Origin of the sequence: Streptomyces sp. NPDC007901 (genome assembly GCF_042959465.1) — a bacterium.
Classification (GTDB): domain Bacteria; phylum Actinomycetota; class Actinomycetes; order Streptomycetales; family Streptomycetaceae; genus Streptomyces.
In genome coordinates this window covers 23,726-40,920 of the sequence record NZ_JBIBKW010000009.1, presented here as the reverse complement: position 1 = coordinate 40,920, position 17,195 = coordinate 23,726, and the positions used below count along the sequence as shown (strand labels likewise).

Annotated in this window: 13 protein-coding genes, 1 tRNA gene and 2 pseudogenes; 12 read left to right on the top strand and 4 right to left on the bottom strand. The window is 68.0% G+C overall.

The annotated features are described in order from the left end of the window. Positions 1–8: 8 nt before the first annotated feature. Entirely contained in the window at positions 9–926 is a 918-nt protein-coding gene (gene sucD / locus ACFZDK_RS27835) for a succinate--CoA ligase subunit alpha (RefSeq protein WP_390976601.1), read from the top strand. A gap of 2 nt (positions 927–928) precedes the next feature. Then, positions 929–2,464 carry an aldehyde dehydrogenase family protein gene (locus ACFZDK_RS27830; RefSeq protein ID WP_390976600.1) on the top strand — a complete coding sequence of 512 codons (1,536 nt, stop codon included), beginning with the start codon at positions 929–931 and terminating at the stop codon, positions 2,462–2,464. On the opposite strand, the gene ACFZDK_RS27825 is transcribed toward ACFZDK_RS27830, so the two are convergent. Further along, entirely contained in the window at positions 2,454–3,386 is a 933-nt protein-coding gene (locus tag ACFZDK_RS27825; protein WP_390976598.1) for an LLM class flavin-dependent oxidoreductase, read from the bottom strand. The two genes, ACFZDK_RS27830 and ACFZDK_RS27825, sit on opposite strands and share 11 nt — an antisense overlap. Positions 3,387–3,447: 61 nt before the next feature. Between ACFZDK_RS27825 and ACFZDK_RS27820 the strand changes: the two genes are divergently transcribed. The 3 genes from ACFZDK_RS27820 to ACFZDK_RS27810 all read left to right on the top strand — a co-directional run bounded on the left by ACFZDK_RS27820 (position 3,448) and on the right by ACFZDK_RS27810 (position 4,252). Further along, positions 3,448–3,873: a MarR family transcriptional regulator gene (locus ACFZDK_RS27820; protein WP_390976596.1), complete on the top strand. Its 426-nt coding sequence runs from the start codon at positions 3,448–3,450 to the stop codon at positions 3,871–3,873. Positions 3,874–4,010: 137 nt separating this feature from the next. Then, positions 4,011–4,095 (top strand) — tRNA-Leu (locus ACFZDK_RS27815). 19 nt (positions 4,096–4,114) lie between these two features. Beyond that, positions 4,115–4,252, top strand: a complete 138-nt coding sequence (locus tag ACFZDK_RS27810) for a hypothetical protein (protein WP_390976594.1) — start codon at positions 4,115–4,117, stop codon at positions 4,250–4,252. 378 nt (positions 4,253–4,630) lie between these two features. Here the strand turns inward: ACFZDK_RS27810 and ACFZDK_RS27805 are convergent. Beyond that, positions 4,631–5,743, bottom strand: a pseudogene (locus ACFZDK_RS27805) (recombinase family protein); the annotation flags it as partial. Positions 5,744–6,183: 440 nt separating this feature from the next. Here ACFZDK_RS27805 and ACFZDK_RS27800 point away from each other — a divergent pair. Together ACFZDK_RS27800 and ACFZDK_RS27795 are read left to right on the top strand one after the other, a co-directional pair. Continuing rightward, a complete protein-coding gene (locus ACFZDK_RS27800) occupies positions 6,184–6,489 on the top strand; it encodes a helix-turn-helix domain-containing protein (protein WP_390976592.1) in 306 nt (101 codons plus the stop codon). 572 nt (positions 6,490–7,061) lie between these two features. Continuing rightward, positions 7,062–8,144: pseudogene (locus ACFZDK_RS27795) on the top strand (IS5 family transposase). Between the two features lie 447 nt (positions 8,145–8,591). On the opposite strand, the gene ACFZDK_RS27790 reads toward ACFZDK_RS27795, so the two are convergent. Together ACFZDK_RS27790 and ACFZDK_RS27785 are read right to left on the bottom strand one after the other, a co-directional pair. Next, on the bottom strand, positions 8,592–9,215 hold the full coding sequence (locus tag ACFZDK_RS27790) for a 2'-5' RNA ligase family protein (protein WP_390976590.1): 624 nt from the start codon (positions 9,213–9,215) through the stop codon (positions 8,592–8,594). A 14-nt stretch (positions 9,216–9,229) separates the two neighbouring features. Beyond that, positions 9,230–10,711, bottom strand: coding sequence for a helix-turn-helix transcriptional regulator (locus ACFZDK_RS27785; RefSeq protein ID WP_390976588.1), 1,482 nt, complete (start codon positions 10,709–10,711; stop codon positions 9,230–9,232). A gap of 1,044 nt (positions 10,712–11,755) precedes the next feature. Between ACFZDK_RS27785 and ACFZDK_RS27780 the strand changes: the two genes are divergently transcribed. The 5 genes from ACFZDK_RS27780 (at position 11,756) to ACFZDK_RS27760 (ending at position 17,138) form a co-directional block, all read left to right on the top strand. Beyond that, complete coding sequence (locus ACFZDK_RS27780) at positions 11,756–12,760, top strand: hypothetical protein (RefSeq protein WP_390976586.1); 1,005 nt, start codon at positions 11,756–11,758, stop codon at positions 12,758–12,760. A 93-nt stretch (positions 12,761–12,853) separates the two neighbouring features. Then, entirely contained in the window at positions 12,854–14,362 is a 1,509-nt protein-coding gene (locus tag ACFZDK_RS27775; protein WP_390976584.1) for an amino acid permease, read from the top strand. After that, complete coding sequence (locus tag ACFZDK_RS27770) at positions 14,362–15,759, top strand: glutamine synthetase family protein (protein ID WP_390976582.1); 1,398 nt, start codon at positions 14,362–14,364, stop codon at positions 15,757–15,759. Before ACFZDK_RS27775 ends, ACFZDK_RS27770 begins: the two co-directional genes overlap by 1 nt. Before the next feature lie 203 nt (positions 15,760–15,962). Next, positions 15,963–16,742, top strand: coding sequence for a GntR family transcriptional regulator (locus ACFZDK_RS27765; protein WP_390976580.1), 780 nt, complete (start codon positions 15,963–15,965; stop codon positions 16,740–16,742). A gap of 222 nt (positions 16,743–16,964) precedes the next feature. Continuing rightward, a complete protein-coding gene (locus ACFZDK_RS27760) occupies positions 16,965–17,138 on the top strand; it encodes an FxLD family lanthipeptide (protein ID WP_390976578.1) in 174 nt (57 codons plus the stop codon). The last annotated feature ends 57 nt before the right edge of the window (positions 17,139–17,195 follow it).

Below are 17,195 nucleotides of genomic sequence, written 5' to 3'. Positions count from 1 at the left end.
GCCGGGACATGGCGATCTATCTCAGCAAGGAGAGCAAGGTACTCGTCCAGGGCATGACCGGTGGCGAGGGCATGAAGCACACCCGGCGCATGCTGGCCGCCGGGACCGACGTCGTCGGCGGCGTCAACCCGCGCAAGGCCGGGCAGACCGTCGACTTCGACGTCCCCCAGTGCCTGAACGGCCTGGGAGGTGCCCCCATCGCCGTCCCGGTCTTCGGCACCGTCGCCGAGGGCATGGCCGCGACCGGCGCCGACGTCACCGTCGTCTTCGTGCCGCCTGCCTTCGCCAAGGCGGCGGTAATGGAGGCCGCCGACGCCGGTATCGGCCTCGCCGTCGTGATCACCGAGGGCATCCCGGTCCACGACTCGGTGGCCTTCACCTCGTACGGCCAGCGCAACGGCACCCGGATCATCGGCCCCAACTGCCCCGGCCTGATCACACCCGGCCAGTCCAACGCGGGCATCATCCCGGCCGACATCACCAAGCCCGGCCGGATCGGACTCGTCTCCAAGTCGGGCACGCTGACCTACCAACTCATGTACGAGCTACGGGACATCGGCTTCTCCACCTGTGTGGGCATCGGCGGCGACCCGGTCGTCGGGACGAGCCACATCGACTGCCTGGCCGCCTTCCAGGAGGACCCCGACACCGAACTCGTCGTCCTCATCGGGGAGATCGGTGGTGACGCGGAGGAGCGGGCCGCCGCCTACATCCGGGACCACATGACCAAGCCGGTCGTCGGCTACATCGCCGGGTTCACCGCGCCCGAGGGCCGCACCATGGGCCACGCGGGCGCCATCGTCTCCGGCTCGGCCGGGACCGCGCGGGCCAAGCAGGAGGCGCTGGAGGCGGTCGGGGTACGGGTGGGGAGCACCCCGACCGAGACCGCACGGCTGGTGCTCGAACTCCTGGAAACGGGGGACTGACCATGGACCTCGTCCGCAAGCCAGGCACCGGCTGGGACGACGCCTGGGCACGCTGTCTCGCCCTCGCCCCCGAGGCCTTCCGCGACGACCGGGTCCTCAACCTCTGGGCGGGCACCTGGCAGTCCGACGGCCGGCCGCTGCCCGCGAGCAGCCCGGTCGACGGCAGCCCGATCGCCGGCGCCCCCCGGCTCGACCGGGACACCGCCCGGCGAGCCGTGCGCGCCTGCCTCGACCAGCACCGCGCCTGGCGGCACATCCCGCTGGCGGAACGCCGGGCCAGGGTCGCCGCCACCCTGGACGCCCTCACCGAACACCGCCGGCTCCTCGCGCTGCTGCTCGTCTGGGAGATCGGCAAGCCCTGGCGGCTCGCCCAGGCGGACGTCGACCGGGCCATCGACGGGGTCCGCTGGTACGTCGACGGCATCGAGCCGATGCTCGCCGGGCGGACCCCGCTGGACGGACCGGTGTCCAACATCGCCAGCTGGAACTACCCGATGAGCGTGCTCGTTCACGCGGTACTGGTCCAAGCCCTCGCGGGCAACGCGGTGGTGGCGAAGACCCCGACCGACGGCGGGGTCGCCTGTCTCACCCTGGCCTGCGCGCTGGCCGCCCGGGAGGGCCTGCCGGTCACGCTGGTCAGCGGCAGCGGCGGCGAACTGTCGGAGGCGCTGGTACGGGCGCCCGAGATCGGCTGTGTCTCCTTCGTCGGCGGCCGGGACACGGGGGCCGCGGTGGCCACCGCCGTCGCCGACCTCGGCAAGCGGCACGTCCTCGAACAGGAGGGACTCAACACCTGGGGCATCTGGAACTTCACCGACTGGGAGGCGTTCACCGCCGTCGTCCCCAAGCTCTTCGACTACGGCAAGCAGCGCTGCACCGCCTATCCGCGCTTCGTCGTCCAGCGCGAGCTGTTCGACGAGTTCCTCACGGCGTACCTGCCGGCGGTGCGCGGACTGCGGGTCGGCCACCCCCTCGCGGTCGCCGACCCCGCCGACCCGCTGCCCGAGCTGGACTTCGGGCCGGTCATCAACGCGGCCAAGGCCAAGGACCTGACCGACCAGGTGGCCGAGGCCGTCGACCGCGGTGCCGTCCCGCTGCACCGCGGCAGCGTGTCCGACGCCCGCTTCCTGCCCGGCCAGGACACATCGTCGTACGTCCACCCGGTCACCCTCCTCAACCCGCCCCCCTCCTCACCTCTCCACCACGCGGAACCCTTCGGCCCGGTCGACACGATCGTCCTGGTCGACACGGAGGCCGAGCTGCTGGCCGCCATGAACGCCTCCAACGGCGCGCTGGTCGCCACCCTCTCCACCGACGACGAGGCCACCTTCGCGCGGCTGGCCCCGCAGATCCGCGCCTTCAAGGTCGGCCACGGGAAGCCACGCTCCCGCGGCGACCGGGACGAGCTCTTCGGCGGCTTCGGCGCGTCCTGGCGGGGCGCCTTCGTCGGCGGGGAGCTGCTGGTGCGGGCGGTGACCAACGGGCCGGCGGGGGAGCGGCTGCCGGGGAACTTCCCGGAGTACCAGCTCATGCCATGACGGCACGCACCGGCGCGACAACCTCCTCGGCGAGCTTGCGCACCACGCCCCGCGGATAGGGGCGCGGCAGGCTCAGCACGATGTGGTTCACGCCCGCGCGGACCAGGTCGAGGATCGTGGCCCGGGTCGCCGCCGGGTCGTCGTACGACACCAGGACCTGGACCGAGCGGACGATCTCCGCCGGATCCCGGCCCAGTTCGGCGCAGTGCGCGTCCAGCACCCTGGCCCGCCCAGCGACGAACTCCACGCTGTTGTGCGGCGGCCCGGGCACGTTCCAGGCGTCCGCGTGCTCGGCCACCAGCCGCAGCAGCCGGGTGCCCCAGCCGCCGATCAGCAACGGGGGCCCCGGGCGCTGCACCGGCCGGGGCTCGTTCCGGGTCCCCCTGAGCCGGTAGTAGGCGCCGTCGAAGTCGAAGACGTCCCGGGTCCACATCAGCTTCAGGATGCGTACGGTCTCGTCGAGCCGGGCGATGCCCTCGGCGGGCGGCACCAGCGTGAGGCCGTACGCCTCGTACTCCGCGACCGCCGGATTCGGGCCCGGGATCCCGCCCGCCCCCGGCGGCTGGTGCGTCCCGCCGACACCCAGGCCCAGCACCAGCCGTCCGCCCGAGACCACGTCCACGGTCGAGGCCATCTTGCCGAGCACCGCGGGCGGCCGGATCCGGTTGCTGGTCACCAGCAGCCCGAGCCGCAGCCGCTCCGTCTGCGCGGCCAGGGCGGCCAGCAGCGTCCAGCCCTCGTGGACGGCGCCGTCCTTCGGCCCGGCCACCGGCAGCAGATGGTCCCAGAGCCAGGCGTCCGCGATCTCCGGTATCGCGTCGGCCTCCTGCCAGACGCGGCGGATGTCGTCGTAGGGAACGTGCATGGGTGTGGTCTTGATGCCGAAACGCACGGTCGGCGCCGTCGTCACAGTCGTCGTCATGACCGTCAGCCTAGTAAATCATCAGGTCTACTGACGATCAGTTTTCGATATCGTCTACGGCATGGTCAGCGACCCCCTCGAATCCCGGCTCGGCTACCTCCTCAAACACGTCCAGGCGGAGCTGGCCCGGACCTCGGCCGAGACCCTCGCGCCGTACGGCATGGACGGGCACGAGCTGGCGGTGCTCGTGGTGCTGGCCGGAGCCGAGCCGCTGTCCCAGATCGAGGTGGCCGGGCGGCTCGGGGTGGACCGCACGACGATGGTCGCCCTGCTCGACGGCCTGGAGCGGCGCGGACTGGTCGCCCGCCGGCGCAGCCCGCAGGACCGGCGGCGCAACATCGTCGAACTGACGGGCACCGGACGCGAGCGGATGGCGCAGGCCGAGGAGGCCCGGCTGGCCGCCGAGCGCCGCTTCCTCGCCCCGCTGGACGACGAGACGGCCGCGACCCTCGTCCGCGCCCTGCGCGCGCTGCTGCCCGTCCGGTAACGACCGGGTCACCGGTGGTGACACCCCGCCCACCTGCGGATACACCGCCGGAAACGCAGGTGAAGGGCACTCCGAAAGCTTGGTATTGTTGTCCATGTCGCCGCGGGGAACCCCCCCGGTCAGGCGGCAGACACCTAGTCCGGGTGGCGGAATGGCAGACGCGCTAGCTTGAGGTGCTAGTGCCCTTTATCGGGCGTGGGGGTTCAAGTCCCCCCTCGGACACAGACCATAACCCCAACTTGTGCGGGTCGAGCTGAGCCTCGGCCCGCACGAGCTGTTTTGCGGGGTCGTAGGTGAGCTTGAGGCCGAGGTTCTGGTAGACCTCGGCCTTGTCCTGGGGTTCGGCGTCGGCGAGCACGTCGCGGATGCTGCCGAGTGATGTGATCATCGAGCGGATGTCCTCTTTGGTGAGTCGGTTCTCGCGGGTGGCTGGTCGGCTTTTGGCGATCGCCTGGGCGCGGCGGGTCTGGACCTCGGTGATCCACTGACCGACGAGTGCCGGGTCGGTGCCGGCTTCGAGGGCCTCTCGGTAGCGGGCGATCTTCGCATCGCATTCGGCGACCACCTGAGCCGCCTTCTGCGCCTCCGTGGGAACCGCAGGGTCGGGCTGCTGGGCAGCGTGCATCCGGGCGACGGTGTCCTCCAGTCGATGGGGGGCGAAGGCGCGCGCGAGCCAACCGTCGAGCGGAGTGATCAGGTCTCGTTCGGGGACGTAGACGTTGCGTGGGTGGGAGATCTTGTTGGCCAGCCCGTACTCGTTCGGGAAGCGGCAGCGGTAGTACAGGACGTCGTGACTGCTATGCGCCTGCATGCGTCGGCCGCACAGTCCGCAGTGCAGCAACCGGCGCAAGACATATTGGTCGCTTGTGTGCTGCCGTCGCTCCCGTGTCGTGTACTTGGCGCCCTTGCCTGCTCGGACGGCCTGGGCCAGTTCGAAAGTCTCGGTGTCGATCAGCGGCGGGTGTGCTTGATCGGTGGACCAGATCCAGGCGTCCGGTTGGTTCCAGCGCAGTCGGGTTTCGTGGCCGAGCGCCACGTTGTCGACGTCGAGGAGGGTCTCTTCCTTGCGCTGTCTGTTCCACACCTGGCGTCCGGTGTAGCGGGGGTTGGAGAGGATGGCTGCCACAGCCCCCTTGGACCAGGCGATGCCGTTGCGATGCCGGTTGCGCGCTTGGTCGTGCGCGGACGGGCTCGGGATTCCGTCGCGAGTGAGGGACTCGGCGATGGCGAAGAACCCGCGACCGCGGCAGTAGTCGTAAAAGATGCGCTGGACGATGTGCGCGGTGGCGGGATCCGGCTCAAGTCGGTGAAGGCGCTTGCCATCGCTCGCCTTGGCCGGGTTCGGGTGGGGTCCGGCGTCGGTGAGCCGGTAGCCGTAGGGCGGTCGTCCGCCGAGGTAGCGGCCTTCGATCTTCGCCTGGGAGGCCATGGCTGCGCGGACCCGGATCTTGATCCGGTTCCGCTCTCCCTTGCTCATGCCGCCGAAGACGGACATCACCAGGTCGTGGGCCTCGGATTCCGGGTCGATCGGGCCGCCGACCTCAGGCACCCAGAGCTGCACGTGGTAATGCACGAAGAGCGGGAAGATGAGGCCGTACTGGTTTCCGTAAAAGGCCCGCTGTGGTTCCCCGATGACCACCGCGTCAAAGCCGCGGTCCGGCTGTTTCAGCGCTTCGAGTAACTCCGCCGCCCGAGGTCGGCGCTGCCAGGGGATGGAACGGGACTGACCGACGTCGAAGTACTCGGCAACGACGGTCCCGTACGGTTCGATTAGGGTCTGGGCGCGGGTGAGTTGCCAGTTGCGTGATGCTTCGGGGTCTTGTTGGTCTTCTGTCGAGACCCGACCCGCGAAGGCGAAGGCTGTGGGCACGTGGCTGTTCCTTCGGTGGGGGATGGGTAGTCGCTCTTCCACGTCGGTTCGGGGATGTCTGAGTGGCCAGTCTTCGCCCTGCGATGGTGTGCCCTGCGGAGGAGACGCAGCAGGGCCGCAGCAGCGACGGAAGTGAGGGCCGGCGGTTCCTCGGGCACTGCGACCGTCAGGCCGGACCGAGGCTGAGGGGATGTCTTCGTCTCCGGGTGCTGTTCGGGCCCAGCCATCAGCTGTCCCCAGAGGCTCGGGCAACTGCAACGCTCTGGCTGGACCCGCCACTCGGATTCACGGTAGCACTTACTAGATTTAAGTGACGCCTAAATTTTGATAGTTGCACCTGGATCTTGCATGCGCTGTCTGCCTCAAGGTGTGGCCGATCCCGGTCGGAGACCCCGGTGGGGGAGACTTGGCCTGCTGCGACGTGACGCGTCGCAACGGGAATGCTGCTGAGCGGGAGGCGTGGGCTGGTGGAAATCCGGTGGAGGCTGCGGAAGGCGTCGGCCGATCGAGAGGTATGGACCGGGGCGCAGCTGCGTCGTCTTCTGGCCGAGAAGGCGGGGTTGGAACTGTCGTCTGCGTCCATCTCGGCGTTGATGACCAAGCAGCCGAGCCAGGTGAAGCTGGAGACGCTCCTCGCACTCTGCACGGCACTGCAGTGCACGCCGAACGACTTGTTCGAGGTGGACACAACGCCCGTCACGGATGCCAGCGAGGGCGGTCCGAGCGGGGAGCCGGCTGTCCCATGAGCGGTGATGGTCGCGAGAAGCCTGAGCTGACCCAGCGATCCTGAGGTTGCATCGAGCTCAGACAGAGCGTCTGGAGGAGCCGCATTGCTGACGGGATGACGGCCGGTAGCCCGAAGGTGCGGCACCCCGACCAAGCTGTGAAGCAGCACTTCCCAACTGCCTGTCGCTGAGTCGGAGTCGAGTTGGGTCACGACGTCGGAGTCCGGCCTCGGACTGGCGGCCGGTCCGGACTGCGACCCTCGGGAAGTCGGTCTCAGTGCCCCTGGCAGTGTCATGTCGGCTCCATCGGGAGTGCGTTGAAATGCCTGACGCCTCAAAAGGCCGAGAAACCGCGGGGTTTTGGTCATGCTTGTTTGAAATATTTCGTCGCGCGTGGACGCACCGTGATCGTTCATGGTTGGGGAGATGACTGGCGCCAGAGTTGCAGGGGCCGGTCGGACCGTTACGAAACTACTAGATCACGAATAAAACGGCAGGTCGTGGGATGCAAGGCTGCCGTTGTCTCGTTGTCTGCAGCTTGTCCGTGCGCGGCAAGGCGGCGTCCTGTGGCTCGTTCTTGATGCCGTTCTGCAATGGAGCCGATTGTGGACCCTGGCCGACTTCGCGGTCGGGTACGTCAGTCGACTGTAGCGTCGCTAGCCGGACTCCCGCTGACTGGTGCTCCGACCGGTCGACCTACCGTCTGGGGCGTGCTCGTCCGCTCGAAAGGACAGTCGAAGCGCGCGGACTGGTATTTGCGTGCAGAACTAGGGTCCGTCTTCAAAGATCATCGCGCGGTGGATCATGGTCACGTGATACGTCACCATGAACTCACCGATCAGGAGTGGGAGTTACTCGCTCCGCTGATGCCACGAGCCGTCACGGGGCGGCCACGCGTCGCGGATCGGCAGGTCGTCAACGGCATGGTCTACAAGATCCGGACCGGTGCCTCCTGGCGTGACCTGCCGGAAGGCTACGGGCCGTGGAAAACGGTCTACACCCGCTTCCGCCGGTACGCCCTCGCCGGCGTCTTCACCCAGGCTCTGCAGCAGATCCAGGCTCAGGCGGACGCGGCCGGCGACATCGACTGGCTGGTCCAGATCGACTCCACCATCGTCCGCGCCCACCAGCACGCCGCCGCCACCGGCTGAAAAGGGGGCAGCACCACCAGGACGAACCGGACGATCACGCCCTCGGTCGATCCCGAGGCGGACTGACCACCAAAATCCATCTCGCCTGCGACGGCAAAGGACTGCCCGCTCGCGATCCTGCTGACGCCCGGCCAACGCCACGACAGCATCTGCGCGCGCCCACTACTCGAACGCATCCGCGTTCCCCGCACCGGCCTGGGCCGACCAATCTGCAGGCCCGACCAGGTGATCGCAGACAAAGCCTACAGCTCCCGTGGCTTCCGCTCCTACCTGTGGAAACGCGGCATCGCACACACCATCCCGGAGAAGGCGGACCAACAACGGCATCGCTACAACCGCGGCCGCCACGGCGGCAGACCACCACGATTCGACCGGCAGATCTACCGCCGACGCAACATGATCGAGCGCTGCTTCAACCGGCTCAAGGGCTTCCGCGGCATTGCCACCCGATACGAAAAGACCGCCACCTCCTACGAAGCGGCGGTCACGCTCGCGTCATTCCTTTTGTGGGCAAGATCCGTTTGAAGACGGACCCTAGTTGGGCGGGGTCGGGGGCAGGTAGGCCAGGATCTCGCCGGTGCGGCCCGGGGGGCGTGGTGGCGGCCCAGCCGGGGACCGGCCGCGACCAGCAGCAGGCAGACGGTCAGGTACACGAGCGATGGGGGCCTTCCTGGCCGGGTGGTCGAGCTGCGCGGCCGGCTCGGCCGTTGATTCCCTCTGCGGCGTCGCCGTGCGTCTGGTCCTCAGCCGCTGGATTGGGCCCACTCCAGCCGTTTCCGCCGAAGCTGTTGACGAGTTCCGGGGCAGGCCTGCCCCGACGCTCTGACTGCACGGGGGGATGCCGACTACCACCCAGTGCGCGAAACCGCCCACGCGACGCGGCGGTGTCGCGTGGGCGGTTGCACCGCTTGCTCCCCGTAGGGTCTTACGGTCCGAAAGCGGCGGCAAGACCCTGTGCGTCACCGTACCTTCTCATCCGAGAGGCACCTTGGCGAAGGGCTCCCACTCGTACATCTGGTTGTCTCGGTGGATCACTATGAGTTCCGCGCTGCTGATGCGTGCTTGTGCTGGCCTGAGGTTGAGGCCGTCGAGGATCTGTGCGATCGGCAGCGCGGGCCCGTCCTGGGCGCTGTATGCCACTGAGACATGAGGTGTGAAGTCCTCGGCCTTCTCCGGGATCTCTCCGAGGACGTCGCCGATGGCATTCCGGATGGCGCTCCGGACAGCTCGGACCGGGCTGTCAGGGTGGACATGCAGCAACACCGCTTCAGGGTCCAGCACCTCTGGCCCGATCCGTAGGTCGAAGGCCGGGACGGCAGCCAGTCGCGCGTGCGCTGCCTCGACGATGGCGTCAACATCCTGTTCTTTGGTCTCACCTACGAAGCCGATGCCCTGCATGGTCAGGTGCAGCCACTGGTCGGGGATCGGCGTGAGGATGTCTCCGAGAGGCGCGAGCGCGGACCTGTACTCGGCGGCCAGCCGGTGCACATCGTCCTGACCCTCAAACGTCAGATGCCAGGTGTAGAAGCGGCGGCCCACACTCCAGCCAGGCCGCCACCACCAGTGATTCCGCATGGTCTCGGGTTGCGTCGTCATAATCCGGGATCAAATCAGGCCGAACCCTGTCCTGGCGAGAGGGCTACATGCCGCGGAGTGGATTCCAGGCAGAACTCTTCGATGGCCTGCCGCAGCCCAACGACCGCGGTGCTGCCAGCGGGCGGCCTGCCGATACCGGAACACAGTTCAGCGAGGCGACGGGTGACCGGCGTCAGACGGTGGTCCGGCGGAAGGGCGAGGACGGGGGCGAGGGCTTCGAAGGCTCCGTCTGCTTCGCCGGTGGCGAGATGGGCGGAAGCCTGGCTGATGTGGATCTGCGCTTCGGTTCCGTACGCCCTCACCGGCTGCACATGCAGGAGCGTGAGGGCGCTGTTCGCCGATCGCAAGGCATCGACGGGGCGACCGACACGCAGTTGGACCGCGGCTGCGTAGTTCTCTTGCCGTGCTGGCTGGCAGGCAAAGATGCCACCGATCTCGTCCCGGCCCCTCATTGCCGCGCGCGCGTCTTCGGCGCGGGAAAGAGCTGCCAGGGCCTCGTCCTGCGCCCCCAGCTCGGACCAGGCGTCGGCTTCCTGGCAAGCGAGCAGTACCGCGACCGTGCCCGTCGTCTCATAAGTAGCGCCTCGCCGTGCGAAGTTGACTGCATCCCGCAGGCGTCCGTCCCAGAACGCCACCTTGGATCGAGTCGACAACACCCAGGCGCGCAGGTCGTTGTGCCCGGCCAGTTCTGCACAGAGCCACGCCGTCCGCCCCTGGGTGTCCGCATCGTGGAGCTGCCCCAAGTCGGATGACATCCACGCCAGGAGACCACACAGGTAGCCGGCCGCGACGTACAAGTCGGCCGACTGGCGAGGGTACTGATGGCCTTCGAGGAGAGAGAAGAGGCGGTCGCGCAACGCTCGTGTTCGGACGAAGAGCACGACGGGCTCTGATGTGAGGTAGTCGGACGCGAGCGTCCGTGTCTCGGCCATGAGCTGCTCAAGTGCGATGTCGCCGACATTCGAAGCTTCGGCCCATTGGGCCCAGGTCGCCGACTCGTCGGCAGCGAGACGTACTAGATCCGTCCCAACCGGGTCCGGCGGGGCGGTGATGCTCGACGGCGTGACCGGTGGCGCCGGTGGCTCCGGAGCCGACGGACGTTGGACGATCAGGTGCAGGTCTGCCTCGGGCAGCGCACGCCGGTCTTCCAGATCCAACAGGTCCTCTATACGGCAGGCCAAGGCGTCCGCCATGGCGAACAGGACAGCCAGGCTGGGACGGCGCGAGGAAGGACCTGGCCACTTCTCCCACTTACCCACAAGAGACGCATCAGCGGCGATGGACTCGCCGGGTCCGCTGGTGCTTGCCTGGGTGATTCGGTCTGCTGCCTCTTGAAGCGTCCAGCCGTGGGCGTGGCGCCATGCTTCCCTCGGGCGCATCCGAAAGCGCGTGCGCATCTCGACGGCGATGTCCGCGAGTGTGCATCCGGCGGCGGTCATGTCTTGGCGGAGGGCGTCCCGATCTGCCTTGGAACCAGGTTTCGAGGGGGCGTTCATGGGCGTGCTCCCTGTGCGGTGTCGTGGACTCAAGGTAGCGGCACTGTCGCTCTCCTGGGCGAGTGTGACCTGGAAGAACGTGGGTGAGCAGTCCAACTTGCAGTCCGCTGCCGCAAGTTCTTCCTCGTCAGTGCGCCGCTGAGCGTCCACAAAAGTTGGTCACGGGCGCCCGTGACGTTAAGCGCCCCGCTTGGAACGGTAGGAGCTCCGAAACCACCACCCCGAGGACAGAGATGTTCAGCAGTCCACAGCGCGTGCGGCTGGGGCAGCGCGAGCGCGCAGATGGCGGCCGGCCCGACGCCGAGCCAAGGAGCCCCCGCATGACCCCGACGGTGAGCGCCGCTCTGGCCTTTCGCCCGGCGGGCGCCTGTTCAACTGAGTCCCCCGGTTTTGAATGGGGCAGTCCAGCGGCTGACGCCGAGGTCCAGTCAGCCGCCCTCAGTAGCCGTCCGGTCCGCCCGCAGACCTGGGCGAAAGAGTGGATCACGGGGGCCTGCGTTCCCAGACTGGCTCGCCTGCATGCCCGCACGCGCCTGGGGATGATGGCCTGGTCCGGCGGTCCAGATGCCGCTGTGCGGGTCGTCACGGAAGTCGTACGGAACGCTGTGCAGCACGTAGGTACGGGCACGGTGGAGTTGACCATGTCTGTCCACGAAGACGACGTGCTGGTCATTGACGTGGCGGACCCGGGCCCCGGACACGACGGTCTCAACGAAGCCCTCGCTGAGGCGACGGAACTGGCCTTTGGCTTGCGCGACATCTGGGCGGCGAGGTCATCTGGTTCCCCACCGAGTCTGGGAGCGGCAAGACCATCAGGGTCCAGATGTTGCCCAGCAGGCCCGGTCAGACGCCTCCAACCGCCTTGTCCGCCCTCTGAACGGCCGCCGGGCAGTAGCCGCCTACCTCCCCAAGGTCTGAGCCCGGTTGCTGCCCGGCGGTCTCCCGAACCCCCACACCGCGAGGCTGCCGTGTCCCCCATTCCCTTCTTAGACGGGCGGAGCATCGATGCCGCTCCCTCGACTCCCAGGCGGCGGGAGTGCACCGATGGCCGCCCATGACATGGCCCTGCTTGTCGACCTTGCGGGCCGCGACGACGACCTGCGCCGAGCTCTCGAAGATCTGCGGATGAACCGCTACTTCGCCATGCGGGACGTACTGATGAAGACATTCGGTGACTGGCCGCTGCGTACCGCGCGCAGCCAGGTCCTCGCCGTCGGAGCGGGCGATGGCAGTGCTGTCGCGGCCTGGCTCGACGAGGAGCCTCGCAGCGCAGACGCGCTGATGATGTGGGCGCGCGTCCTGACCCGCCAGGCCGTACGCGCCTTTCGCGAGGACAAAGACGAAGCGTTGCTGTACCGGGCCGCTGGAGTCGCCCGGGATGCCTGCTGGACGGCACTCCGGTACTGGCCGGAGGACCCGGTGCCGTGGGTGTGCCTGCTGGACATGGCCAAGCTGCCCATCGACCTTCGGCACCTCGACCCCTTCTTCAGGCAGCGCCCCCATCAGTGGGGTCGACCACCGGAGATGGGCCTGTTCGGCGGCCCGTGGCCCCTGCTTCACGAAGTGGACCAGCGTGATCCGGGCAATCGGGAGGCGTATCACCGCATGCGGGAGTACGCCGATACCCGGCTGTCCGGCGGCCAGGCGGTGGACTTCACCCGGTGGACGACGGGCCGTGCTCCGCACGGCTCGCCACTGCACGTACTGCCTCTGTACGCATTCGTCACGGAGTACCGGCGGCGCCACCCGGATGGTCGCGGCGGGGCCATCGCCTTCTGGACAACCGCGCAGGTCAAGCACTACGCGCGGAAGGCCTGCGGCGACTGGTTCTACGCAACTCCCGTCCCGAAACGCTCACGGCTGTCCTTACTGGACCTCAATCACCTGGCCTTCGTACTGGTCACCTGCGGGGAAAACGGAGCGAGTGGGGTGTTCGAGGCGATCGGCCCGTACGCGACCAGTGCGCCGTGGGCGCAGGTCAGCGAAACCCTGGGCCGGGACTGGCAGAGCGAGTTCCGGCGCATGCGCGACACCTCTCTCCGTCGGTGAGGGGAACACCGCTCATGAACAGCCGCTCACCCCCGCCCTGCGGGCACGTCCCTCCCGCTCCGTCTCATCCCACGTAATCACAGAGGAACTCTTGTGCCTGGAAGAACAGCTGCCCCTTCGTTAGCGAACGACGACGCCGTCCTGGCCCAGCTGGGCATCCGAGCCGAACTCTCCCGCAAAATGGGTGTGTTCGGGAATTTCGCGATCTCGTTCAGCGTCATCTGCATCCTGGCCGGAGGCATGAGCCTGTTCGGCTTCGGCCTGAGCCACGGCGGTCCCGTAGTGATGCTGGGCAGCTGGATCGTCATCGGCTTCATGACGCTGCTGGTGGGCCTGTCCCTGGCCGACGTCGTCTCCGCCTACCCCACCAGCGGCGGACCGTACTTCATGGCCGACAAGCTCGGCGGTCCCCGGTGGGGTTGGACGACCGGGTGGCTCAACTTTCTCGGCCTGCTCGGCGCGATCGCCGGGATCGACTACGGCGCCGCGACGTTCATCGGCGCCTTCGTCCAGCTGCAGTGGAGCGTCGCACCGACCGGTGGCATGACGATGGGCATCTTCGGCGGCATTTTGCTGCTGCACGGCCTGCTGAATGTCTGCGGCGTGCGTCTGGTCACCGTCCTGAACTCGATCTCGGTGTGGTGGCAGCTGTTGGGCGTCGCGATCATCGTCGGCGCGCTCACCCTCGCCCCGGCCAAGCACCAGTCCGCCCAGTTCGTGTTCACCCACTTCCACAACGACAGCGGCATCGCCAACCCGCTGTACGTCTGCCTCATCGGCTCACTACTCGCCGGCTACACCTTCTGCGGCTACGACGCCAGCTCGCACGTCGCCGAGGAAACCACCAAGGCACAGACTTCGGCGCCGCGCGGGATCGTCCACGCCATCACGGTCTCCTGGATCGCCGGGTTCATCCTGCTGGCGGGGATGCTGTTCGCCATCCAGGACTACACGGCCACTCAGAACTCCGCCACCGGCGTTCCACCGGCCCAGATCTTCATCGACGTCCTCGGCGCCGGCGGCGCCAAGGCACTGCTGGCGATCGTCATCGTGGCCATGCTGTTCTGCGGCAATGCCGAGGTCGCGGCCGCGAGCCGGATGATCTACGCGTTCTCCCGCAGCCGCGCCCTGCCCCGCTGGCAAATCTGGCGGAGCGTCAGCACCCGCACCAAGACCCCGGTCCCGGCCGTATGGCTCGCGGTGGTGCTGCCGTTCCTACTCGCCCTGCCCGCGCTGTGGTCGCCCGCCGCCTACGGCGCCATCACTGCCATCAACGCGGTCGGCATGATTCCCACCTACGGCATCCCTGTCTTCCTCGCCCTGCGCAAGGGCGAGCACTACATATCCGGGCCGTGGACGCTGGGCCGCTGGCGGCGCCCGATCGGCTACGTCGCCGTGGTCTACGTGGTGGTCATCACCGTGGTCTTCTGCCTGCCGCAGTCCGCCCCGATCACCGCCGAGTCCTTCAACTACGCGGGGATCACGCTGGCCATCGCGGTGCTGCTGGCTTGGCTGACGTGGATCACCCGCGGCCGCCGCGACTACCAACTCACCGGACACACCACCGCAGCCGAACAGGCCAGCATGGACGAGGTCGTCTGATGACCGACAAGGAACAGCATGCCGAGCCCGACACCGAGCCCTGGCCTGCTGGAATGGTCACCTCGCGCGCGCTGCGAGGCTACGTCGAACGCGGAGAGATCACCACGGTCCGGCTGGCCGTGCCGGACATGCAGGGCCGCCCCAAGGGCAAGATCCTTTCCGCGCCCGTCTTCGTGGACCGGATGGACTCCCAAGCGGAGATATGCGCCTACGTCCTGGCCACCGACATCAACATGACCCCGCTCGACGGGTTCGACCTCACCAGTTGGGAGCAGGGCTACGGCGACCTCGGGGTGAAGGCGGACCCGTCGGGTATCCGGCTGCTGCCCCACCAGCCCGGAACCGCATTCGTCATGGGGGATGCCTTCCACCACGACGGCACCCCCGTCGAGGTCGCCCCGCGGTACTTGCTGCGCACCCAGCTGGAGCGGCTGGCCGACTTCGGCTACCACGTGGCGCTGGGCACGGAAGCGGAATTCGTGCTGCACCAGGGCACGCTGGAGGAAGCGCACCGGACCGGATACCACGGTCTGCGCCCGGCCTGGCCCCACAACCTCGACTACGCCCTCGGGCATCCCCCGCAGGCAAGCGACTTCTTCCACCATCTCCACGACGTCCTGCAGGAAGCTGGCATCCCGGTCGAGGCGATCAAGACCGAGGGCGCGGCAGGACAGGTTGAACTGACCTTCGTCTACGGGGACGTGATGGCGGCGTGCGATGCCTACACCGCCTTCCGACTGATCGTCCACGACCTCGCCCAGCGCCGCGGCATGACGCCCAACTTCATGGCAGCCCCATCCACCGGTGTGGGCAACGGGCTGCACCTGCACCTGTCGCTGTGGTCCGCCCACGGCAACGCCTTCACCTACCACCGCAGCGAGGACCTGCCCCCGGTGATGGAACGGGCCATCGCTGGCCTGCTCTCCGCGATGCCGCACCTGGCCCCTCTGTACGCGCCGACCGTCAACTCCTACAAGCGGTACGCACCGCACACCTTCGCCCCCGCTGGCTACACCTGGGGCTTCGACAATCGCGGCTGCGCCGTCCGTGTCACCGGCGTCGGCGAGAAGGCGCATCTGGAGGTCCGGCTGCCCGGCGCCGACGCCAATCTGTATCTGGCCGTCGCTGCCACACTCGCCGCCATCATCCACGGCCTCCAGGACCATCCCGACCTTCCCCCGCCGTGCGTCGGCGACCCGTACGCGGCCAACGACGCCATCCCGGTGCCGGCCGACCTCGCCGAAGCCGTCCGCCGCTTCGATGGAAACAAGATCGTGCTCGACGCGTTCGGTGAGAACGTCGTGCGCCACTACGTCCGGGCGGCGCAGGCGGAGATCTCCTGGCACTGCTCCCAAGTCACCGACATCGAGCGGGAGTACGGGTTCGGGCGGGCCTGACGTGCCCCTTTGCCTCAACACGCACTGGCCTCCGGCGCCGTGCCCTCTCTATCGGCCGGTACGCGGTGGGACCGCATCACAGACATAGTGCTCGACCTGCTGTTTGAGCTGACCCGGCAAGCCGCCCGCTTCGGCGCCGTCGCCGCCCCGTGGAGTCGGCTGGCCGTGTACGACTTCGCCCCCTTCACGATGGAAGTAGTTGCATGAAGACGCGCTTCGGGCCCGGAAAGATCGGCATTCCGCCCTGGCAACAGCACTTGCAAGAGTTACCTGTCTACACACCAGGCGTACGGCTCACCCGCGACGAGCGTGCTCGGTACGCAAAGGCGGTCGTCGACGCACGCCATGCGGGGGGATCCAAGCTGGGCATCGCCTCCTTCCTGGGCTGCTCCTTCGCTCTCGTGCAACGGCTCCTCGACCTCGGGGAAGGCCTAGACGAAGCGAGCGAGGCCCATCGGGTGGAAACGGTCCTGCGGGCCGGCATTGCCGACGGCACCTACCAGGTCGGTGACGTGCTCCCCACACCGGAACGGCTGTGCGTGCAACTCGGTGTCCGTGACGAGTCCGTACGACGAGCTCTGGCCCGACTGGCCCAGGAAGGTCACACCCTCGGCATCTCCGGTCTCGGCACCGTGGTCACGAACCCCGACGCCCCGCCCACCGGATCCACCTTCCAGGTGCGCACGCGGTCGGGGCAGATACAGACCTGGACCCTGCCAAGGACCCAATCCCCGCACATCCGGAACGTGATCACGACCCGGATCAAGGATGGCATCTATCCGGAAGGCAGCAGGATGCCCGGGACGAAGGCGCTCACCGAGGAATTCGGCGCCACCGAAGGCACACTCAAGTCCGCGCTCAGGCCGCTGAAGAAACGAGGGATTCTCAGCGGTACCCGGCAGGAGGGGACGTTCGTCCATTCCGCTGCCCGCAGCCTTCTGGCCGGTGTCGAGTCGAACGGTACGAACCCCAAGAGGGCCTGACACACGGCCGCCTCTGGAACCGCTCTCTTCGAGCCGGTCTCCGGAATGCGGCGTAGGACACCAGCCCTGGGAAAGGCGGCCTCGATTCACTCCAAGATCGGGGCACGGCACCCGGGGCCGGTGGCTGGGAAACACGTGCGACGTAGCGGCCTCAAGACGTGCGCCGAGCACGCGCCCGGCTGAACTGCCCAAGCAGATAACCATCGAATAAGTGGAGTTGACATGAGTCCTCGCATCGAGCCCAGCACGAAGGCGACCCAGCCGTCGGCCGCGACACCGGACGGCTTCGACCTCGACGTCACCTTGGTCGAGATCGCCGACGTCGCCGGCCTGATCAACCTGACGGACGACGGCTGCGGCGAGACCTGCGGCGCCTGCACCACCAACGTGGCCTGACCCAAGGCGCGCATCAGTACAGGCCGGTGCCTTCGCACCTCGCACAGCGAGGGCACC